The following is a 21,588-nucleotide window of genomic DNA, read 5'->3' on the forward strand; positions in this document are numbered from 1 at the left end:
GCGATAGCAACTTTCGCTGACAACAAACAACTGGCAGGCAAAACTTATGCTGACATTCCGGCTCCTGACCGCATCCTGCGCCATCAGCTTTCGACGCGATGGATTCACCACTTTTTTGCCATGGCTTCCTGAATGATTTCGGCTTTGAAGCACTCTTCAGCATACATTTTTTTGAGGCGGCGGTTTTCGTCTTCCAGCTCTTTCAAACGGGTCATCATGGAGGCATCCATCCCGCCAAAACGCGAACGCCACTTATAGAAACTGGCGTTGCTCATGCCATGTTCACGACACAGTTCCACCACCGGTGTTCCGGCCTCGGCCTGCTTCAGAATGGACATGATCTGGCTGTCAGTAAAACGTGATTTTTTCATAGAGATCTCCCCGGTTCAGATTATGAGAAAATTCTACTTATGAACACACCGGTTTTTCGGGGGATTACCCTAACACCCAATGTATTTTTACTTAAATCACTTTTATTTCAATAGGTTTCTCGGAAAAATATTTTCCGTATACATCCCATAAGTAGTACGATTAACGCTCAATACCGACATAATTAAGAGGGATTTTGATATGGCAATACCTGTGTATCTATGGCTTACCGATGATGCAGGAAATCAAGTTAAAGGCAGTATTGATGTGCATGGTAGAGAAGATTCTATAGAGATTTTAGAGCTTATGCATAATGTAGAGTTACCAACTGACGACAAAACCGGAAAGATCACCAGTAAGCGCCAGCATGGAGATTACGCACTAATCAAAGAAGTCGATTGTTCATCTCCTTACCTCTATCAAGGTGTATCATCCGGCAGAAAATTAAAACAAGCTGTATTGAAGTTCTACCGCATAAACTATAACGGACAAGAAGAAGAATACTTCCATGTAACAATGGATAATGTCAGAATTAATGAAATTGAACCTTTCATGTTTGACATAAAAAATCCTACATTTGAAAAACACAACCATCTTGAAGCATTCTATTTGGCATATGAAAAAATAACCTGGCATTATCTTGATGGAAATATAATTCATTCTGATTCATGGAACGAAAATAAGGAGGCAGCGTAATGACTTGGGTTTATAAAGTAAGCGCTCATAGCTTTTATCTGAATGGAACCTATCAATTTGATGCTAAATATTCTGGCAGACCTGGATATAAAAATGATTCTGCTAATGAGTGTGTAAAAGATAACGGCCCACTTCCTAGAGGCACTTACACTATCGGCACCGCTTTCTACCATCGTAGAACTAGAGCATGGACGATGAGACTTACGCCATACGTTGAAAATAAAATGTGTGGGCGTGATGGTTTTATGATTCATGGTGATAGTGCTGCCCATCCTGGAGAAGCTTCTGATGGTTGCATTATCCTTAACTTGCCATATCGTAAAATCATTGACGCTAGCAGCGATAAAGTTTTAGTAGTGGAAGATTAATTATGTTTAAAAAACTGTTAGTCTGTTCATTTGCTTTAATCCCAATATTTGCATATGCAAAAGATTATGGATGCGCCGCTGTTGGCTTATCAATGGAATCATCTTTATTTGATGCGCTATCAAAAGATCTAAAAATTGATACATCAACTGTTGATAAAACTAAAGCCAAAGTAGACATCATTGATATTTCTCCAATCTCTAAAACCTATGCGGAATCTTTAGCACGAATTGATTACAATAAAGATCCTAGTAAAGAGAAAACAGAAGATACATATAATAAGATTTATTTCTCTAGCTATTATTATAATGGCGTAAAATCTATCACAGCTAAATACACTTATATGAATGAGGCGAAAAAAAAGATGTATTTATTGCATCCAGCCTGATGAATAAGGATGAATGCTCTATTAGATTTAATGGATACATCACGTTGTCAAGAGAGTTTTGACACTTATGGGGCAGTAATGCCCCTCTTAAAAAGAGTTCTTTGGAATTACAACCATCTCATTAACCCCCTATCCTAATACATAAAGTATTTTCGAGATAAAACACCTGCAACCTGATCAACAATTTAAAAGTTTCTCAATGTAAATCAGCCTTCAAAATAGCGCATTCACTTTTTGATAAAATCGCTTATTTGATTAGTAGATTTTTCAATCTTAACGAATTAGAGGATGATTCTCGAATCAGTATAGACAGTCTATTTAGTGGCTTTAATGATAAGGGGTCAAGAAATGGATGGAAACCGCATAAGAAACTGAAAAACAACAACAATCATTTCATTCACGCTTTATTCTACATTTTGAAAGTTATCCGTGATGTGCAAAATTAAACTCCTGTTTCGAAATGGTTCGACCCCGATGCTGTAGAATTTTCTGATATTAGAAATGCAATGGAGCATCGCTCTCTAAAATAGTTGATGATTTCAGAGATGAGCTTGCTACATCACACAATAGCTATCATGATGAAGAATTAAGGATTCATGAAAAAGAAAAACTATCGCCTCACTCTCTTTTAATTCCAATAAGCCAATTTGAATTAAGGCTTATGCAACTCATTGGGTTATCACGAAATTCAATTATGTATTTATCTCTTGCAATACACTTTGAAGAGCGCAAACGTCCAAAAGACGGTATCTATATGCCGAGAGAAGTTCCTTTAAAGCAGAAATTTGAATAGGTTTCCTATCACATGGACATGTAATTTATTGTTTATTATATGATTATTCAGACCTACGCTGGCATTATCCAGATCAGGTGGTACGGGTATTTCTCAGCCTTCACGAGGAAGGGCGCCCGAGTCATTGTTACTTGTAAAACAATAAGTTATACATAAAACATGTATCAAGATAGTGATACCGGGTGTATAGAGCAGGTGCAAGGAGTTTCAATCAATTTCACAATTCACGCGCTCAATTTCTCTCCGATGAAGAAGAGACAATTTATATAGCTGCAATAAATAAAAGTCTGATAACGAAATTAGCTAATAAAATGAAGGTGACAATATTTAAATTTTTATTTCGCCATAATTATATTTTAAACAACTCAGCCAATAGATTTTTAAAAATAATTAAAAATGGGTTGAAAAATTTGTTAACTCATTTTGTAGCTATCCCCCTTTATAACGAGACTCATTCCTCTTTTCGGACAAGCCAATCGTTAGCTTTCTATTTAATGTAGGTGGATAAATCACCTATTTAAAGATAACTTATCTACATGTAAACATTAAATAAAAAACACACACCCTAAAACCATAGCCCCGGATACTTTTTTGTGATCTCTGTCGCCATCTAAATCATTGAGCTATCAGATAGTTATTTCACTTCACTAAAAAAATTATTATTTAAAGATTAATCTGTATTGATTTATACCGATAACCGCGGTTAGGCTTTATATCGATCAAACAACATTGATGCTTCATATGGATAAAAAGGTTTTTGTCTATACCTCTTAAGGTTAACAATAACATGACAAAAGGAGTGATTGTTTCCGCAATCGTCTCTTTATGCCTTGTAGCTCCAGGTGTATTTATCAGGTGATGTATAACATCGTCATTTTAAAAATGGCGAGTTATTGTAATAATAATTAATTATAGGCTTGGAAATGAAGTATAATAAATTAATGATGATAGCTATCGTAGCAGGCGCTTTTTCACTTTCCGGTTGTAATCTGGAAAAACAATATCTTGATGATTGTGAAGCTAACGGCATTGATCGTACCGCGTGCTTTGAGCAATATCATGCTGATAATCGCGCCAACGCCGATCGGTACCAGGTTTACACAGAGAATAGCCGTAAACTGGACGCGAAAAAACATTCTCATCATAACTAAGGTTTATCATGAAAACTAAATTAGCCCTGATTGCTCTTGTATGCTCTTTCGCCGTTATGCCTGCCCATGCAATTAATGCACACTATCGCGCTCAATTAGAGCGTTCTGGTTGCACACAAGTTAGTGATGGTGATGGGACTTGTGATATTCACAAAACCAAAGCGCAAAATGCGAAGGCTAAATCAGGCTCTAACGCATTTACTGCTGATGCCGATCACGTACTAAATCAACCAATTTCTACCAGTGCTGAATATCTCCTTGCTAAAGGATGGAAACCTAATAACGGTTTATGGAAGAAACAAGGTTATGTACTCTCTCTTAAAGTTGAAGCCGATACAGTCGTAAAAGCCCAACTTTCCAAGGGGTAAACAATCATAAGGCGACTTCGGTCGCCTTTATTGATTGAAGATAGTAAAGATGCTGACATCTTGCGATGTCGTCCTGTGACTGCATCACAACAAACTGATGTAAATTGCAGAGCAGCAGCGGTATTGCTAAATTGCGGTTCAACGTTGCCGCCTGCTCGTACTTCATTTACACTTTTTACGAAATAACTGGAGTTCTCACAAAATAGTGCTTGTCAGATATCCTGTAAGCCCGGAATGATACACGACCGTTGTTGACGACCCGAATGAGTAGAGAGGATGGGTATGAAGAATAAAATGTTGCTGGGTGCACTGTTGCTCGTAACCAGCACCGTCTGGGCAGCGCCTGCCGCCATCGCAGCCCCTAAAGGCATCGATAAATATGAGCTGAGCGGCTTTATTGCTGACTTTACCCATTTCAAACCCGGTGACAAGGTTCCGCCCCTGTATCTCACCGAAGAATACACCATTAAGCAGTGGAACCTGCGCAACCTACCCGCACCGACGGCAGGCACCCACTGGACCTACATGGGCGGCGCGTATGTGCTGGTCAATGATGCCGACGGGAAAATCATTAAAGCCTACGATGGCGAGATTTTTTATCACCGGTAAAAGTATTCACCTCCTCTAAAAGAGGAGGTGAATATAAATGCTATCAATAACGCTTATTGATAATTTATTTTAAATATAACTTTGCTATCCACAGCCCCTGCTGTTGGAATATTATTATTTGTTCGCGCATATTCTGCGGAAACAGGTAATATAAATTGCGAATCAATTTTTTTGTATTTACTCAAGGATAACAAGCGATCTCCTTTAGACAGTCGCGCTTTAGAAGGCTCGTTATATATTTTGAACCCAATGTTTTGAGCGCCATTACTATTACTATTTATTAAAATATCCCCTGAAGGCCCCCAATCACCGTCCGTAATAGAAAGTGACACTGGATTGCTTGTCGCCCCCAATATACCATTACAATTTAAAATAATATTTTGAGGTTGACTTCTTTTGGTTTCTCCTGCCAGCAATTCCTTAGTTGTGATATCATCCATTTGAATAAAATACATTGCACTTGAGAAATCACATGTAGTGGCACGATGAACGATATTAACCGTTAAGTTACCAACATATTTATTAGCACTAGTATTAATGCACCAAAAAATGAACCATGTACATTTATCTGATGAAATCGTAAACGCATCATTTATCGTAAATGAATCGCCTGAAATATTTTCATCAGCTGATGTTGTTTGCGGCAAATACTCCATCTTAACTGTTAATTCTTTATTTATAGCTGATGCTGGGTAATATGTATTGTAGATAAATAGTTCATTAAAGGATTCACCAGCATTGAAATATATTTTGAATTTTATACCCTGAGGTCCTCCAATACTGAAAACCTTCTTATCAATCTGACTTTGAAAAAGCATTTTTTCGTCACCTGCATAACAGGTAAAAGGTTCGACGAAAGATAAAGTTATCTTACCTGCTGCCTGCAAATTTTCAGGTTGAAATTCCACATTATAACTTTTGGTATCTGTTTTCGATTGCAATATACCGTACTTACAACTACCATATGAAAATGTTGAAAAAAACAACAAAAATGTAAGGAATATAAATTTATTCATCATACTTCCCCTCACCGACAAATATAAACTTTACTTTCATCAATCGTTTTGCCGAAAGCGATTGAGCATGAAAGTCCCTGTTGTTTATCGACCGCCACTTTTATCTCTGACGGCACTTCATTAGTGCGAATAAAGAGCTGGCTTCCCTGGCCTACTACGCCAATATTGTGTCCATGATTATCTTCAACTTCGTAGCCAAACGTCAGCGGTGAGCCATCAGGACGTAGTGCCCGGATGTACCAGGGTTTGCGTTGGTCAGTATCAAACCTTGCCAGCACTACTGCTCCGCGATACGGGGCGGCGCTGCGACGGTTGCCTTGCAGGTCGGTTTCACTATTGGTATTGGAGACATCCAGCATCAGGTGGTTTTCACGATATGGCGTCAAGCCATCGTAAACGACCACGCCATTACGGTTGGTGGTACGGTATTTCTGCCCATTTACATACGCCCCTTCCAGACCCGGCGCATGCATCACGGCGAAGGTTTCTGACAACCGGTTGGCTAAATTCACCCCTCCCGACCAGGCCACAAGGCCACCCGAAATGCTGCCGCCTGCTTGCGTATATTTACACGACTGGCTGTAGTTGCCGTTCAACGTCGCGATCGGCGCATTCCAGGTCAGATTACCGCCCGCCGTTGTCTCGCTGTCCTGTCGTTGATGGCTGAGGTTGACGCCATAGTTAAACTGATCGCGACTGCCTGCGGTGCCGGAAAGTCCGGTATTGTTAGAGGCAAAGCCATCATCGTCAAAGGTGGTCGAGTTCGATACATATAGATGCCGGCGCGGAGCGCTAATATCATCTCCCCAATCGAATGGAATGGAGATAAAGACGTTAAAACGCTTATCTTCGTGATGATCCTCGTTGTAAGTCTGACTGGCTGAAAAAGTATAGCTAATCCGTTGCCAGCTATTAGAATAACTCAACTGATAATCTTTACTGTTGCCGCTACGCCCCCAGTAATCGCGCCACAGCGTACTGAGCGAAAACGAGCCCCAACCTTGCGGCAAAGACTGGCTGACGTTAGCCGAAAAACTGTTCTTACGACCAAAATCATTCTGATAATAGTCCGCGATGTCGTACACATCATTTTCATCACGATAATAACTGTTTTTATTATTTGCCCAAACGTGATCGTTAAAAGTGCGATAGTCTTTGGAAGAATAGCGATACGCCGCCAGACCAAAACGCGTGGCGGTTTGCGTCAAATATTTATTATAAGCAATCTGGTAGCTCTGCCCATCAAACACATCGCCATTGTCCTGCTGACTGTGGGACTTTGTGGCATCGACAGAAATTGCGCCAATACGCGTATTCCAGCCGGTACCCAACGTAAACGCATTATAGTTATCCGCCAGCATGGTACCGCCGTACAGCGTTAACAAATTATTCAGCCCATATTGATAGCTCATCTGTGCAAAGTCTGTCTGGTTGCTGGCCCCTTCAATATGGCTACGCCCGGCGGCAAAATCATATTTTGACACCCCGGGCTGCAGCATATTGGGCACCGCAGCGTACGGCACAAGATAAGTTGTTACCGATCCGTCAGCCTCTTTAATACTGACGTCAAGATCAGCACCACCGCCTGCAAGCTGCAAATCAGCAATAGAGAACGGGCCAGGTGGAACCTCTTTCTGGTAAACGACAAAGCCGTTCTGTTCGATGGTGACCAACGCGTTGCTTTGCGCAATCCCCTGAACCCGCGGCGTAAAATTCTGCTTTGAGTTTGGCAGCATCTGCATATCGCGATACAACCGTACGCCACTAAAGCGGACCGCATCAAAAATATCCGATGAGGTATACATATCCCCGGCACGCAGAGTGCCCAAAATTTGCGGGATGCCACGCTCCAGATACAACGTGTTGCTTTTCCACTCCCCGCTGCTGTCATCGGTTTTGTTATAGCTGGCGTCCGAATGCAGCTGCCAGCCCAGCAGGTTTAATCCGCTGGTAAAGCGGGCATAGGTGCTTTTACTGTTACCTGAATCTTTATAGTCGCTGTAATACTGGCTGGCGTAATACGAGGTATAAAAGGCATTGATGCCACGATCCCAGTTTTCTGGAGGAACATAGCCATTCTCCAGTTCATCCACAAAGGCCTGCGGGACGCTGAGATCCAGGCGAAACGTGCCGACATCCCAGGCATAACTGCCTCCTTGCACCGCCAGCTTCAAGGTTGGGCATTCATTCTGCTTGTCCAACGCTTGTGTATTTATCCCCAGACGCGTTAATGCGTCGCGAGATAAACAGGTGTCATCCGGGTTATCCTTAACGATGATGTCATACTTGCCCCGCCACTGTTTATTGACATAGATATCGAAGTCATATTGCCCGGGTAGCGGTTGATTATCATCGAGGCGGAAATCGGAAACCTTCTCACCCTTCATACCGCCCATCATAAAGTGAGTGTCAAACGTTTCTTCTGCGGCGTGGGCGTCGATACCGAGCAGCAACAGTAATACCGCCGCAGCAATCGGAGTCATCCTTAACATAATCAACTCCTGTTATTTTAGGCTGACGTTATCGCTGATATAATTACCGTGGTCGTCAATAATGGTCATTTCATACTGATTAGCATTAGCGCCTTTTAGTGCCACATCTGAACTCGAAAGCGGGGCAAGCATAATGCTTTCGTTGTTTATTTTGACATTACCAGCTTTAACTTCCGTCACCGTAATCCAGTTAGCGGCATCATTCTTAATGGAATAAATACTGCCGCTACGTTTCATAGACAGTTTTTGAAACGTAAACTTATTAACTGGTGAGATACCTTTAGGTCGATAAAATAGTTTAATCCTATTCTGCATCGCGAACTTGAGTACATTTTTTCCTGCGCTGTCAGGATTGTTCGGAGGAATATCCAGTACATTGAGGTAAAAAAGACTCTCTTTATTATTGGGCAACATATTGGGCATTTTTTTAATTTTCAACTGCTGGCCTGATTTGGCCGCTACTTTAGCAACCGGAGGAGTCAGCAGAAAAGGGACCTGGATCTTTTCTGGCGGTAAAGACATATCGCCATCATCAATCCATGACTGTACCAGCGATGAACGCTCTACCTGGTTCATTAGTTGCACCAACACTTCATTTTTTTCCGCAGGGTAGATAATGCGAGTACCGTAGATCACAATGCCCGCATGCGCGGGCAGGACTATCGATGCAATGAGTATGACTGCGAGTCCTTTCATTTTGATGCCTCTTATACTTAAGTTTATTCTCTACAGTCGGTGACCTGCGTAAGGGGAATCTTCATCCTTAGCAAAGAGATGAAAAACGTCGACGGCAATGCCGCCGACCTGAAATCAATCCTCAGAAACACGCAAAACTAAATTTGAAATGACATCGCCTGCAGCCACATCATTGCTGGTTAATTTCAAATATTTCGCACTAAAAGGAATTGAATAATCTCCTGCACCATTTTTATAGTTTGAAATATCTAATGGTTTGGATACATCAAGTTCTGTAGCTTCTGACCCTAAATATAAATAATAACCTACAGTCTCATTACCGCTTTTAATTGCTTTGTCATTACCAGGGATTTTACCTCCACTGATTAATGAGAGTTTAATTTTTGATGAATCTCCAGAGCACTTAATTTTAAGTACGTTACTGGTTACACCTACTGCATCGTTATACGTTGAATATATAGACAATGCTGAAAAAACGCTGGTTGGTACAGTAGGCATATTTATACTTACAGAGTCACCACCTGTTTCGAATGTGCATGGTGCCCCAGTTACTCTCCCTGTGATTGTTAATTGTCCTGTTTCGGTATCAGCAGCAAACGCCCCAGCGCTCATAAATACAGCAGACAGTACAGCAGCAGAAATAATTGAACGTTTCATAGTATCTTCCTTAATGAATTAATTTCTATTTGTTAAGAGGGTTCAACTCTTGAAATTAAATTCGCACACCATAAACGTTACCGCAATGTAAACACTTTGTTTTATTGATTTAAAACAAGTTATAAACTGCAATATAATTACAACAAATAAGTAATGGCGAATACTATTTTTTCATTTAATAAATTAGCGTAATTAATCATTCGATATTATTCATGAAGACAATAAAAAAGCACCAATCATTCATAATTATGATTAGTGCTTAATAGTAATTTCCATATATTAATCGTAACGGCTTAACACTATTTGCCGAGCAGCATCCCCTTTCAGGGGGGCAACCTCGGTCGCCACGCCTCTTACAGGATGAGACGCTACCTCGCGGATGTTTGGAGTTAAGGTGGTGATACCACAGCGTTGTTGCACTTTATTGTTGACAACATCAGCGCTACACGTCGGTTCAGTCACCCTGCCACTGATGGTTAATGTGGCAGTATCAGAGGCGAAGACAGATGAACTCATTCCATAAGCCAGAGTAATAAGTCCCAACAATAAACCAATTTTCATTGCATTCATTATTCCTGTATGGGGTGGGAAACAGCGCATTCGCCGTCGGTCCGGTTAATTATGGGTTAACTTCCTTGCTAAAACCAATTGAGATTGTAGATTAATTGGTTTGATTTGATCAATTGCAATGATGCATTGAGGTGATTTATTCGGAAAAAGACATGAATTATACAGGCAGGATAAACAATATTACGAAGTTTTTTCACTCTAAGTATTCACCGCATCAATAATACATTGATGCGGTGAATATCTGTAACGCTATAAATTACACAGCGCGGAAGGCAATCTCACCGGGGATAACTTCACCCTGCCAATACAGCTGTGCGGCGATACGTCCTGCCAGATCACGGTAAATCGCAGTGAATTCGCTGTCAGGACGGCTAATAACCGTTGGTGTACCACGATCGAGATCTTCACGCAGTGAAATGTGCAGCGGCATTTGTCCCAGCAGTTGAGTACGATATTGCTCCGCCAGCTTCTGCGCGCCACCGGTGCCGAAGATCGGCTCATGATGACCACAGTTGCTGCAGATATGCATACTCATATTCTCAACGATGCCCAGAACCGGCACTTCCACCTTCTCGAACATCACAATGCCTTTTTTCGCATCGATAAGCGCAATGTCCTGCGGCGTGGTAACCACCACCGCCCCCGTGACCGGAATGTTCTGCGCCAGCGTCAGCTGAATGTCACCGGTGCCCGGCGGCATATCCAGTACCAGATAATCGAGATCTGGCCATAACGTTTCTTGCAGCATCTGCAGCAGCGCTTTACTGGCCATCGGGCCGCGCCACACCATGGCGTTATCGTCAGTAACCAGATAACCAATGGAGTTGGTTGCCAGGCCATGAGACATAATCGGCGCCATATGGGTGCCGTCCGGTGAGGTCGGACGCTGATTTTCTGCACCGAGCATCGTCGGGATAGACGGGCCATAAATATCGGCGTCGAGAATACCGACCTTCGCCCCTTCCGCAGCAAGCGCCAGCGCCAGGTTAACGGCGGTCGAGGATTTGCCTACTCCACCTTTGCCCGAGCTAACGGCAATGATGTTTTTCACACCGTTGATGCCCGGCTGGTTTTTCACGCGTTTCAGCGTCGCAATGTTGTGCGACAGCTTCCAGTCAATGGCTTTCGCGCCGGTGATACGCAGTAGATCGGCACTGCATTGCTCTTTTAATACTTCAAACGCGCTGTGCCAGACGAACGGCATCACCAGCTCAACGTGCAGCGTGTCATCCATCCAGGCGACATGGTGCAACGCTTTTAGCGTCGTCAGATTATGCTTCAGGGTTGAATGTTGAAAATTCGCCAGCGTCCCGGCGACCATAGCGCGCAGGGTTTCTGGTGATTTGGCCTGGGATTGTGCGTTCATCCCGACTCCTTTTTGTTGTTCTGAAAGACGATTGTCACCAGCTAGTTTACTCCAACCGCGACAATTATTCATTTACGGATAAATGCCCTTATCACTTGGCGCAGTAATTACCATTTTGGTACTATCAAAGCCCTTTTCACTACAAAAGAAGTAATTGCCCACTATGACTCAAGTCGCGAAGAAAATTCTGGTAACGTGCGCGCTGCCGTACGCCAACGGCTCCATCCACCTCGGCCATATGCTGGAGCACATCCAGGCTGATGTCTGGGTCCGTTACCAGCGAATGCGCGGCCACCAGGTAAACTTCATCTGCGCGGACGACGCACACGGTACGCCAATCATGCTGAAGGCTCAGCAGCTTGGCATTACACCAGAGCAGATGATCGGTGAAATGAGTCAGGAGCATCAGACTGATTTTGCAGGGTTTGATATCAGCTACGACAACTACCACTCCACGCACAGCGATGAGAACCGGGAGCTGTCCGCGCTTATTTACACGCGCCTGAAAGAAAACGGTTTTATTAAAAACCGCACGATCTCCCAGCTGTACGACCCGGAAAAAGGCATGTTCCTGCCGGACCGTTTCGTTAAAGGCACTTGCCCGAAATGTAAGGCTGCGGATCAGTACGGCGATAACTGCGAAGTGTGTGGCGCGACCTACAGCCCAACCGAACTTATCGAGCCGAAGTCCGTGGTGTCTGGCGCGACGCCGGTCATGCGTGACTCCGAACACTTCTTCTTTGACCTGCCGTCATTCAGCGAAATGCTGCAGGCATGGACGCGCAGCGGCGCGTTGCAGGAACAAGTTGCGAACAAAATGCAGGAGTGGTTTGAATCCGGCCTGCAGCAGTGGGACATTTCCCGCGACTCACCGTACTTCGGTTTTGAAATCCCGAATGCGCCAGGCAAATACTTCTATGTCTGGCTGGATGCGCCGATTGGCTATATGGGCTCGTTCAAAAACCTGTGTGACAAGCGCGGCGATACCACAAGCTTTGATGAATACTGGAAAAAAGATTCTGACGCCGAGCTGTATCACTTCATCGGTAAAGATATCGTTTATTTCCACAGCCTGTTCTGGCCTGCCATGCTGGAAGGCAGTAACTTCCGTAAACCGACTAACCTGTTCGTCCATGGTTATGTGACGGTGAACGGCGCGAAGATGTCAAAATCTCGCGGAACCTTCATTAAAGCCAGCACCTGGCTGAAGCACTTTGATGCCGACAGCCTGCGCTATTACTACACGGCGAAGCTTTCTTCACGTATCGATGACATCGACCTGAACCTCGAAGATTTTGTTCAGCGCGTTAACGCCGACATCGTCAACAAAGTGGTCAACCTGGCGTCCCGTAACGCGGGCTTTATCAGTAAGCGTTTTGACGGCGTACTGGCGGCTGAACTGGCCGATCCGGCACTGTACAAGACCTTTACCGACGCCGCGACAGTGATTGGCGAAGCGTGGGAAAGCCGCGAGTTCGGTAAAGCCATTCGTGAAATTATGGCGCTGGCCGACGTGGCTAACCGCTACGTTGACGAACAGGCTCCGTGGGTTGTCGCCAAACAAGAAGGCCGTGACGCCGATCTGCAGGCGATTTGCTCCATGGGTATTAACCTGTTCCGCATCCTGATGACCTACCTGAAGCCGGTTCTGCCAACGTTGAGCGAGCGTGTCGAAGCATTCCTGAACAGCGAACTGACCTGGGATGCCATCCAGCAGCCGCTGCTCGGCCACAAGGTCAACACCTTCAAAGCGCTGTACAACCGCATCGACATGAAACAGGTTGAAGCCCTGGTTGAAGCATCAAAAGAAGAAGTGAAAGCGGCTGCCGCACCGGTTACCGGCCCACTGGCGGACGACCCAATTCAGGAAACCATCACCTTTGACGATTTTGCCAAAGTTGACCTGCGCGTGGCATTGATCGAAAACGCCGAGTTCGTTGACGGTTCCGACAAACTGCTACGCCTGACCCTGGATCTGGGCGGTGAAAAACGTAATGTCTTCTCCGGCATCCGTTCAGCCTACCCTGACCCGCAGGTGCTGATTGGCCGCCAGACCATTATGGTGGCTAACCTGGCACCGCGTAAAATGCGCTTCGGCATTTCTGAAGGTATGGTGATGGCCGCCGGACCTGGCGGGAAAGATATCTTCCTGTTAAGCCCTGACGAAGGCGCCAAACCTGGTCAACAGGTGAAATAAACAAAAAAAGCCGGATTATTATCCGGCTTTTTTTTGCCCGTTAGCGTTACGCATGCACGGACCTGCGGGTAGTAAATCACGCTTTCCTGTGATGTACCCGGTGAGTCAAACCACGCAGGAAATAACGTAAAAACTGGTCTCCACACTCGCGGTAGTTTTTATGTTCCGGCGCACGCATCATGGCGGTAATTTCCGGCATCGACACACGGAATTTCTGCTCGGTCATAATGGCCAGAATATCATCGGTTTTCAGTGAAAAGGCAATACGCAGCTTTTTCAGCACCGTATTGTTGTTCACCCGACGCTCAAGCGCCAGCTCCGGCGCCGAATCATCTTTACCGCGCAGATGGTAGATCAGGCCGTTTAGAAAACCGGAGAGAATGATGTCCGGGCAACGAATAAACCCGTCTTCATCTTCTTTCGTCATCCAGGTGTCGAAACCTGCGGCGGTGGATTCCATGTCAGCGAGCGCAAGGATCCGCACCATGTCGTTATTGTTCGCTTTCAGGGTGTAGCGCAGGCTACGAAGAATGTCGTTACTTAGCATAGAGCCTTCAACTGTCGGTGATGCAATGGCGCGCAGTGTACCAGTTTTACAGACCAATCGCCTCTTTTAGGCTTTTAAGATAACGGCGGCTCACCGGCACGGTCAGGCCGTTACGTAAAATCAGCTCGGCCTGGCCGTTATCTTCCAGGCGAATCTCCTGCAGCTGCGCCATGTTCACCAGGAATTGTCGATGGCAGCGCAACAGCGGCGTGCGGCTCTCCAGCGTTCTCAGCGTAAGCTCGGTAAAGCCTTCTTTGCCGTCGCTGCTGGTGACAAAAACGCCGCTCATGCGGCTGCTGACAAACGCAACATCATCCATTTGCAGCAGATAAATGCGGCTGTGACCGGAACACGGAATAAATTTTAGCGCCTGCTGGTTTTCCGGCAGCACCGACACATCCTGCTTCGTGCGCTCCTGGTGTAAACGGATCAGCGTTTTCTCCAGCCGGGTCTCTTCAATCGGCTTGAGCAAATAATCAAAGGCATGCTCTTCAAAGGCTTTCACCGCATACTCATCAAATGCGGTGAGAAAAACAATATACGGACGGTGTTCAGGATCGAGCATGCCCACCATTTCCAGACCGCTAATACGTGGCATCTGGATATCGAGAAACAGCACATCAGGGCGCAATTTATGCACCGCGCCGATGGCCTCAACGGCATTCGAACATTCCCCCACAATCTCAATGTCGCTTTGCTCCTGCAACAGGATCCGCAGATTTTCCCGCGCTAACGGTTCGTCATCCACAATCAACACTTTGATCATGCCAGTTCCTCCAGGGGAAGTCGTAAAGTGATTCGGGTAAAGAGGTCAGGTTCACACACTACGCTGATGCCAAAATCATCGCCAAACCGTTCACGCAGTCGCTTATCCACCAGATTCATCCCCAGCCCGCTGGCCTCGGTTGTCGGCAGATACAGGCCGGCATTATCTTCGATATCCAGCATCAGATACTGCCCTTCTCGCCGGGCGGTAATGGAGACTTCACCAGTATCAAGTAGCTGAGAGGTGCCGTGCTTAATCGCATTCTCGACAATGGGCTGCAACGTAAATGCTGGCAATTGCTGATGCGAAAGTTCATCCGGTACCGTTAAAGTGACCTGTAGGCGCGACTGAAAGCGCGCCTTTTCAATTTGCAGATAGGCGTTAACGTGTTCAATTTCATCTGCCAACGTCACAATTTCTGACGGCCGTTTGAGGTTTTTGCGAAAGAAGGTCGACAGATATTGCACCAACTGACTGGCCTGCTCGCTGTCGCGGCGAATCACCGCTTTAATGGTATTGAGCGCATTAAACAGAAAATGGGGATTCACCTGCGCATGCAGGAGCTTAATTTCTGACTGCGTGAGCATCGCTTTTTGCCGTTCATATTGCCCGGCAAGGATCTGCGCTGACAGCAACTGCGCAATCCCTTCACCAAGCGTGCGGTTGATCGAACTAAATAAGCGGTTTTTGGCTTCATACAGTTTGATGGTCCCCATCACCCGCTGGTTTTCACCACGCAAAGGGATCACCAGCGTCGAGCCTAATTTGCAGTGCGGATGCAGCGAACAGCGGTAAGGTACCTCGTTGCCGTCGGCATACACCACTTCGCCGGTATCAATCGCTTTTTGGGTATAAGAGGATGAAATCGGCCTGCCTGGCAGATGATGGTCGTCACCAATTCCGGTAAAGGCCAGCAGCTTATCGCGATCGGTTATCGCCACTGCACCAATGTCCAGCTCCTCATACAGTACCTGGGCCACTTTCATGCTGTTAACCTCGTTAAACCCCTGGCGCAATATGCCTTCCGTTGAGGCGGCAACTTTTAGCGCAGTGGCTGAAAACGCCGAGGTGTATTTTTCGAACATGGCCCGTTTGTCGAGCAAAATACGCATAAATAAGGCCGCACCCACGGTATTGGTGACCATCATCGGCGCAGCAATATTACTCACCAGATGCAGCGCATTATCAAAGGGACGCGCAATCAATAAAATGATCAGCATCTGCACCAGTTCGGCAAAAAAGGTGATCGCGCCCGCCGTCAGCGGGCTAAAGACTTTATCAGTGCGACCGCGACGGGTCAGTACGCTGTGTACCAGCCCGCCGAGCAGTCCTTCAACAATGGTCGAGATCATGCAGCTCAGCGCGGTCATTCCGCCCATCGAATAACGATGCAGGCCGCCAGTCAACCCGACCAGCCCCCCAACCACCGGGCCGCCAAGCAAGCCGCCCATCACCGCGCCAATCGCACGGGTGTTGGCAATGGAGTCTTCAATATGCAGCCCCAGGTAGGTACCCAGAATGCAAAAGATGGAAAAGGTGACGTAGCAAAGGAGTTTGTGCGGCAGCCGGATAGTGACCTGCATCAGCGGGATAAATAAACGCGTTTTGCTCATTAACCACGCAATAACAAGAAACACGCACATCTGCTGTAGCAGCAGCAACACCAGATTAAACTCGTACATACCCGCCAACCACAGTCTTCTTAAAAGCGCGTAACATACATGGGCTGCGCGTAACTTTCTTTGAACTGTTGCAAAAAATGAGGAATTTGTGAGAACGGTCACTCAAAAACGTGGGTATGACTACAAAATCACCCATTCTGTGAGCAAAAAACAGACAAAACTACCTGGTTCGCAAAAGAGCGTCTAAAGTAAAACTGGGACCTCGCGAGCAAGAGTGAGACAACAAATGGCGCTTTACACCATCGGTGAAGTGGCTTTGCTTTGTGATATTAACCCTGTCACTTTACGTGCGTGGCAGCGGCGATATGGATTACTGAAACCGCAGCGCACAGACGGCGGTCATCGTTTGTTTAACGACGCGGACATCGACAGGATCCGCGAGATCAAACGCTGGATAAACAACGGTGTGCAGGTCAGTAAGGTTAAAATGTTGCTCAGCAATGAGAACATTGATGTGCACAACGGCTGGCGCGAGCAGCAAGAAACGCTGTTGAGCTATTTGCAAAGTAATAATTTGCATAGTCTGCGATTGTGGATCAAAGAACGTGGCCAGGATTATCCCGCCCAGACGCTGAACACCCATCTGTTCATTCCGCTGCGGCGACGCCTGCAATGTCAGCAACCTATTCTTCAGGCACTGCTCGGCATTCTTGACGGCGTGCTGATTAACTACATTGCGATTTGCCTCGCCTCAGCCCGTAAGAAACAAGGTAAAGACGCGCTGGTCGTCGGCTGGAATATTCACGATACCACCCGGTTATGGCTGGAGGGCTGGGTCGCCAGCCAGCAAGGATGGCGGGTTGACGTACTGGCTCACTCGCTCAATCAACTGCGACCGGAACTGTTTGAAGGCCGGACACTTCTGGTGTGGTGCGGCGATAACCAGACGGCCGCTCAACACCAACAATTAACCGAGTGGCGTGCGCTAGGCCACGATATTTATCCACTCGGTATTTAATATTCCATTAACAAACGTGTACAATCCTTTTATATACCATAAGGAGTACATCATGAGCGCAGCTAAAATCGGCGTGATCACCCTCTTCCTGTTGATGGCCATCGGCGGAATCGGCGGTGTGATGCTTGCAGGCTATACCTTTATTTTACGTGCCGGGTAAGGTGTTGCGCGACTCGCTCAAACCCGCGATCGACAATGATGGCCGCCAACGCGACCAGCAGCGCCCCTTGTATCACATAGGCAGTATTAAATCCGCTCAGCCCGATGATTATCGGCGTACCCAGCGTGTTTGCCCCCACAGTTGAGGCGATCGTTGCGGTGCCAATGTTAATAATCACCGACGTGCGAATACCAGCCAGAATAACCGGCGCGGCCAGCGGCAGCTCCACTTTGCGCAGCCGTTGACCGCTGCTCATCCCCATTCCACTGGCAACATCCAGCACGCTGGCTGATATCCCGCCCAGCCCCGCCAGCGTCGCCTGTAAAATCGGTAACACGCCGTACAAGATCAGCGCGATGATGGCCGGCTGTGGACCAAACCCTATCACCGGAACAGCGATGGCCAGCACGGCGACCGGCGGAAAAGTTTGCCCCACGGCGGCAATGGTTTCCACCAGCGGCCTGAATTCAGTTCCCCATGAACGCGTGACCACGATCCCCGCCCCCATGCCAATGATCACCGCCACCAGGCTCGAGATCCCCACCAGACTAAAATGGGCCAACGCCAGCGCCAGAAAACTCTCTTGCTGATAAACCGGTCGCGGCAGCTGCGGGAACAGCGCGCTAAACAGCGCCTGGCTATGAGGCAACCCCGCCAGCAGCAGCAGAAAACAGATAACCAGCCACAACAGCGGATCAGTCAGACGTTTCACGGTGCGGCCTCGGTGAGAGTAAATCCTGAAAATGGAGCGTCCCGCAGGCTCCGCCCTTTGCGTCAACCACCGGCAGAACGTCGCACCCCCGCGCCACAAAAATAGAGAGCGCATCGCGCAGTGTCATCTCGTCTACCAGCGGCTCGCCGCTGAGCTGCTCATGGCGGCGGGTAAAATCACCGACAGTGCGCAGCGCCAGCAGCCGAACACCCAGTTCGCTGTGGCCAAAAAAGGTGTGTACGAAGTCGTTAGCCGGTGCTGTGAGCATCGATAGCGGCGTGCCTTGTTGCACCACCTGACCTGCGTCCATCAGCACCAGGTGTTCCGCCAGCCTCAGCGCTTCGTCAATATCATGGGTAACCAGCACAATGGTGCGTCCCAACAGCCGGTGAATGCGGGTCATCTCCTGCTGTAACGCGTTGCGCGTTACCGGATCCAGCGCACCAAAAGGTTCATCCATCAGCAGCACCTGGGGATCGGCGGCCAGCGCACGCGCCACTCCCACCCGCTGTTGTTGCCCACCGGAAAGCTGATGAGGATAACGATGACGCAACCCCTCTTCCAACCCCAGCAACGCCATCAGTTCATCTGTTCGGTCATCAATACGTGAACGCGACCATTTCTGCAGCTGCAATACGGTGGCAATGTTCTGTGCAACGGTCCAGTGCGGAAACAGTCCAATAGACTGAATGGCGTATCCCATCCGTCGTCTTAATTCCAGCACCGGTAGGCTGCGGATCTCATCGCCAGCAAAGCGAATCGTCCCGCTATCATGTTCCACCAGACGGTTAATCATTTTGAGCGTGGTGGACTTCCCCGACCCCGACGTACCAATCAAGACGGAAAAGCTGCCTTCGCGAAAATGCAGATTGAGATCGTTGACCGCGTGTTGTTGGCCAAAGGTTTTACAGACATGGCTAAATTCAATCATCAACGGTCACCTTCAGCAGAGCTAAACCTAAATCAAACAGGGCATCGATCAGCACCGCCAGCACCACCACCGGGACGACACCCAGTAGTACTAAATCGACGGCACTACTGAGCAATCCCTGAAAAACCAATGCGCCAAATCCCCCCGCGCCAATCAGTGCGGCAATAACGGCCATCCCCACCGTCTGCACCATCACGACACGTAAACTGCGCAAGAAGACCGGTAACGCCAGCGGGAGTTGTACCGCACAAAAACGCTGACGCGAGCTCATTCCCATTGCCCGGGCGCTTTCCAGCACATCGCGAGGAACCTGGTTCAGCCCCGCCACCACGCCGCGCACCAGCGGCAGTAGCGCGTACAGCACCAACGCAATCAGCGCAGGGGCCAGCCCGGTTCCGGCAATGCCCAATGCACGTAACCAGGGAAAATGCTGAACCAGCCCGGCAAGCGGGGCAATCAGCAGGCCAAACAGCGCCACGGAAGGAATGGTCTGAATAATATTCAGTACGGCAAATACCGGCCCCTGGCGCGACGTAGAGAAGGCGCACCAGATGCCCAACGGGATGCCAATCACCAGCGCTGGCAGCACGGTTCCGAGCAGGATAGTCAGATGTTGCGCCAGCGCATCGTCGAAGACATCCTGACGATTGGCATACTCTTTGAGCAGCGAAAGGTCGTTGAACATCCCGGTCAGCAGCAGCGCAACGGGGACGATGGCAATGTGCATATGCAGTAACCAACGCCACAGTGGCCTCGCGGTGAGACGACGAATCGCGTCGCTGAGCGCCAGCAGCATCAGTCCCAGCCCAAGCCAGAATCCGCTACCCAGACTGGTTCTCGCCAGCGGACTTCCCGTCTGCGCCAGCCCGCTTGCCGTTTTACCAGCGGCAATCAACGCCGCTATTAGCAGCAGTTGCACTACGATCAGGGTTAACACGTTGCCGGCGCGACCGGGGATAAAACACAGCGCCACCAATAGCAGAAACATCGCCGCCAGCCCCCACGCAAAACCGGGCCAGAGTTCCCAGAGTTGTCGACCTTCGCCAGAGACCAGACGATTGGGGGCATAACTGATGAAAGGCAGCGCGGCTGCCGCCATTAGCAGAAATACCAGCAGCAACAGCACTCGATTAACAGACATCGTTGATACAACACTCACCTGATGCAAACTCCGTTACTTCACCCATCCTTTTTGCTGCAGGTAATCTGCTGCGACTTTTTTCGCATCCAGCCCTTCAACGGCGATACTGGCATTAAGCTGTTGCAGCGTTTTTTCATCGAGACTGGCAAAGACCGGCTGCAGCCATTCCGCCATTTGTGGGTAGGCATGCAGTACTGATTCACGCACCACTGGCGCAGGAGCATAGATCGGCTGGACACCTTTTGGATCGCTGAGCGTTTGCAGCCCCAGCGCCGCAACAGGGCCGTCGGTCCCGTAGGCCATCGCGGCATTGACGCCTGAGGTTTGCTGCGCAGCGGCTTTAATGGTCACCGCCGTGTCTCCCCCTGCCAGCGATAAAAGCTGATTTTGATTGAGCGTAAAGCCATAAGCTTTTTCAAACGCAGGCAACGCATCCGCACGTTCGATAAACTCTGCCGAGGCGGCCAGTTTGAACGTGCCGCCGTCTTTCAGGTAGCGTCCCAGGTCAGCCAGCGAAACGAGCTTATTCTTTTCGGCGACATCCTGACGGAGGGCAATGGTCCAGGTGTTATTAGCGGGCGCAGGCGTTAGCCAGACCAGTTTGTTCTGTTCCGCATCCAGTTTTTTGACTTTTTCATAACCGGCCTGCGCATTTTTCCACGCCGGGTCATTTTCATCTTTAAAGAAGAAAGCCCCGTTTCCGGTATATTCCGGGTAAATATCCAGTTCGCCGGAGGTGATGGCCCCGCGCACCACTGGCGTGGTTCCCAACTGGACTTTGTTGACGGTTTTCACGCCGTGGCTTTCAAGCACCTGCAAAATCATATTGCCGAGCAGCGCCCCTTCCGTATCAATTTTTGATCCCACCGTGACGGGTGATGCGGCCTGCAGGGGTAAGCTCATCGCGGCAAACAGCGCCAGCGAGCCCGCCCAGACCTTTGAGATTATCATGCTGCT

General features: G+C 47.7%; 22 protein-coding genes, 2 pseudogenes and 1 riboswitch. Of the genes and pseudogenes, 10 read left to right on the forward strand and 14 right to left on the reverse strand.

Annotation, left to right across the window (positions count from 1 at the left end):
- Positions 1-104: 104 nt before the first annotated feature.
- Entirely contained in the window at positions 105-371 is a 267-nt protein-coding gene (locus FDW98_RS11450; protein ID WP_371683356.1) for a transposase, read from the reverse strand.
- Positions 372-570: 199 nt separating this feature from the next.
- Between FDW98_RS11450 and tssD the strand changes: the two genes are divergently transcribed.
- The 7 genes and pseudogenes from tssD (at position 571) to FDW98_RS11485 (ending at position 4,740) form a co-directional block, all read left to right on the forward strand.
- A complete protein-coding gene (tssD, locus tag FDW98_RS11455; RefSeq protein WP_096756522.1) occupies positions 571-1,065 on the forward strand; it encodes a type VI secretion system tube protein TssD in 495 nt (164 codons plus the stop codon).
- On the forward strand, positions 1,065-1,433 hold the full coding sequence (locus FDW98_RS11460) for a tlde1 domain-containing protein (RefSeq protein WP_096756521.1): 369 nt from the start codon (positions 1,065-1,067) through the stop codon (positions 1,431-1,433). Before tssD ends, FDW98_RS11460 begins: the two co-directional genes overlap by 1 nt.
- 2 nt (positions 1,434-1,435) lie before the next feature.
- A pseudogene (locus FDW98_RS11465) lies at positions 1,436-1,881 on the forward strand (Shiga toxin A subunit).
- Positions 1,882-2,037: 156 nt separating this feature from the next.
- Positions 2,038-2,265: an LA2681 family HEPN domain-containing protein gene (locus FDW98_RS23640; protein ID WP_232058718.1), complete on the forward strand. Its 228-nt coding sequence runs from the start codon at positions 2,038-2,040 to the stop codon at positions 2,263-2,265.
- Between the two features lie 382 nt (positions 2,266-2,647).
- Positions 2,648-2,741: riboswitch (TPP riboswitch) on the reverse strand.
- Positions 2,742-3,535: 794 nt separating this feature from the next.
- On the forward strand, positions 3,536-3,763 hold the full coding sequence (locus FDW98_RS11475) for a hypothetical protein (protein WP_096756520.1): 228 nt from the start codon (positions 3,536-3,538) through the stop codon (positions 3,761-3,763).
- Positions 3,764-3,771: 8 nt separating this feature from the next.
- Positions 3,772-3,942 (forward strand): annotated as a pseudogene (locus FDW98_RS23815) (hypothetical protein); the annotation flags it as partial.
- Between the two features lie 465 nt (positions 3,943-4,407).
- Positions 4,408-4,740, forward strand: a complete 333-nt coding sequence (locus FDW98_RS11485; protein WP_096756518.1) for an RcnB family protein — start codon at positions 4,408-4,410, stop codon at positions 4,738-4,740.
- A 53-nt stretch (positions 4,741-4,793) separates the two neighbouring features.
- On the opposite strand, the gene FDW98_RS11490 is transcribed toward FDW98_RS11485, so the two are convergent.
- From FDW98_RS11490 to apbC, 6 genes are all read right to left on the reverse strand, one after another.
- Positions 4,794-5,759, reverse strand: coding sequence for a fimbrial protein (locus FDW98_RS11490; RefSeq protein ID WP_096756517.1), 966 nt, complete (start codon positions 5,757-5,759; stop codon positions 4,794-4,796).
- Positions 5,760-5,767: 8 nt separating this feature from the next.
- On the reverse strand, positions 5,768-8,248 hold the full coding sequence (locus tag FDW98_RS11495) for a fimbrial biogenesis outer membrane usher protein (protein WP_096756516.1): 2,481 nt from the start codon (positions 8,246-8,248) through the stop codon (positions 5,768-5,770).
- Between the two features lie 12 nt (positions 8,249-8,260).
- A complete protein-coding gene (locus tag FDW98_RS11500) occupies positions 8,261-8,944 on the reverse strand; it encodes a fimbria/pilus periplasmic chaperone (protein ID WP_096756515.1) in 684 nt (227 codons plus the stop codon).
- 114 nt (positions 8,945-9,058) lie between these two features.
- Positions 9,059-9,601: a fimbrial protein gene (locus tag FDW98_RS11505; protein WP_096756514.1), complete on the reverse strand. Its 543-nt coding sequence runs from the start codon at positions 9,599-9,601 to the stop codon at positions 9,059-9,061.
- Positions 9,602-9,880: 279 nt separating this feature from the next.
- Positions 9,881-10,162 carry a DUF2574 family protein gene (locus FDW98_RS11510; protein ID WP_096756513.1) on the reverse strand — a complete coding sequence of 94 codons (282 nt, stop codon included), beginning with the start codon at positions 10,160-10,162 and terminating at the stop codon, positions 9,881-9,883.
- Between the two features lie 265 nt (positions 10,163-10,427).
- Complete coding sequence (apbC, locus tag FDW98_RS11515; protein ID WP_096756512.1) at positions 10,428-11,537, reverse strand: iron-sulfur cluster carrier protein ApbC; 1,110 nt, start codon at positions 11,535-11,537, stop codon at positions 10,428-10,430.
- A gap of 163 nt (positions 11,538-11,700) precedes the next feature.
- On the opposite strand from apbC, the gene metG reads away from it, so the two are divergent.
- Entirely contained in the window at positions 11,701-13,734 is a 2,034-nt protein-coding gene (metG, locus tag FDW98_RS11520) for a methionine--tRNA ligase (RefSeq protein ID WP_096756511.1), read from the forward strand.
- A gap of 76 nt (positions 13,735-13,810) precedes the next feature.
- Here the strand turns inward: metG and FDW98_RS11525 are convergent, their stop codons facing one another.
- The 3 genes from FDW98_RS11525 to FDW98_RS11535 are packed head-to-tail and all read right to left on the reverse strand — an operon-like array spanning position 13,811 to position 16,729.
- The gene (locus FDW98_RS11525) at positions 13,811-14,281 is read right to left on the reverse strand and encodes a DUF1456 family protein (RefSeq protein ID WP_096759372.1); all 471 of its coding nucleotides are present in this window, start codon (positions 14,279-14,281) and stop codon (positions 13,811-13,813) included.
- Between the two features lie 46 nt (positions 14,282-14,327).
- Positions 14,328-15,047 (reverse strand): two-component system response regulator BtsR, encoded by a 720-nt coding sequence (btsR, locus tag FDW98_RS11530; RefSeq protein ID WP_096756510.1) that lies wholly within the window; start codon positions 15,045-15,047, stop codon positions 14,328-14,330.
- On the reverse strand, positions 15,044-16,729 hold the full coding sequence (locus FDW98_RS11535) for a sensor histidine kinase (protein WP_096756509.1): 1,686 nt from the start codon (positions 16,727-16,729) through the stop codon (positions 15,044-15,046). The genes btsR and FDW98_RS11535 overlap by 4 nt, the downstream gene beginning before the upstream one ends.
- 226 nt (positions 16,730-16,955) lie before the next feature.
- On the opposite strand from FDW98_RS11535, the gene mlrA reads away from it, so the two are divergent.
- A complete protein-coding gene (gene mlrA / locus FDW98_RS11540) occupies positions 16,956-17,687 on the forward strand; it encodes an HTH-type transcriptional regulator MlrA (protein WP_096756508.1) in 732 nt (243 codons plus the stop codon).
- Between the two features lie 52 nt (positions 17,688-17,739).
- Positions 17,740-17,847 carry a protein YohO gene (locus FDW98_RS11545; protein WP_003027354.1) on the forward strand — a complete coding sequence of 36 codons (108 nt, stop codon included), beginning with the start codon at positions 17,740-17,742 and terminating at the stop codon, positions 17,845-17,847.
- Here FDW98_RS11545 and FDW98_RS11550 read toward each other — a convergent pair.
- From FDW98_RS11550 to FDW98_RS11565, 4 genes are read right to left on the reverse strand one after another with little or no spacing between them, the layout of a single operon-like run.
- Positions 17,828-18,559 (reverse strand): ABC transporter permease, encoded by a 732-nt coding sequence (locus FDW98_RS11550; protein WP_096756507.1) that lies wholly within the window; start codon positions 18,557-18,559, stop codon positions 17,828-17,830. The two genes, FDW98_RS11545 and FDW98_RS11550, sit on opposite strands and share 20 nt — an antisense overlap.
- Complete coding sequence (locus FDW98_RS11555) at positions 18,543-19,490, reverse strand: ABC transporter ATP-binding protein (RefSeq protein WP_096756506.1); 948 nt, start codon at positions 19,488-19,490, stop codon at positions 18,543-18,545. Before FDW98_RS11555 ends, FDW98_RS11550 begins: the two co-directional genes overlap by 17 nt.
- Entirely contained in the window at positions 19,483-20,631 is a 1,149-nt protein-coding gene (locus FDW98_RS11560; protein ID WP_096756505.1) for an ABC transporter permease, read from the reverse strand. The genes FDW98_RS11555 and FDW98_RS11560 overlap by 8 nt, the downstream gene beginning before the upstream one ends.
- A gap of 33 nt (positions 20,632-20,664) precedes the next feature.
- Positions 20,665-21,582, reverse strand: coding sequence for an ABC transporter substrate-binding protein (locus FDW98_RS11565; RefSeq protein ID WP_096756504.1), 918 nt, complete (start codon positions 21,580-21,582; stop codon positions 20,665-20,667).
- Positions 21,583-21,588 lie beyond the last annotated feature (6 nt).

Origin of the sequence: Citrobacter sp. wls711 (genome assembly GCF_005281055.1) — a bacterium.
GTDB lineage: Bacteria > Pseudomonadota > Gammaproteobacteria > Enterobacterales > Enterobacteriaceae > Citrobacter > Citrobacter gillenii.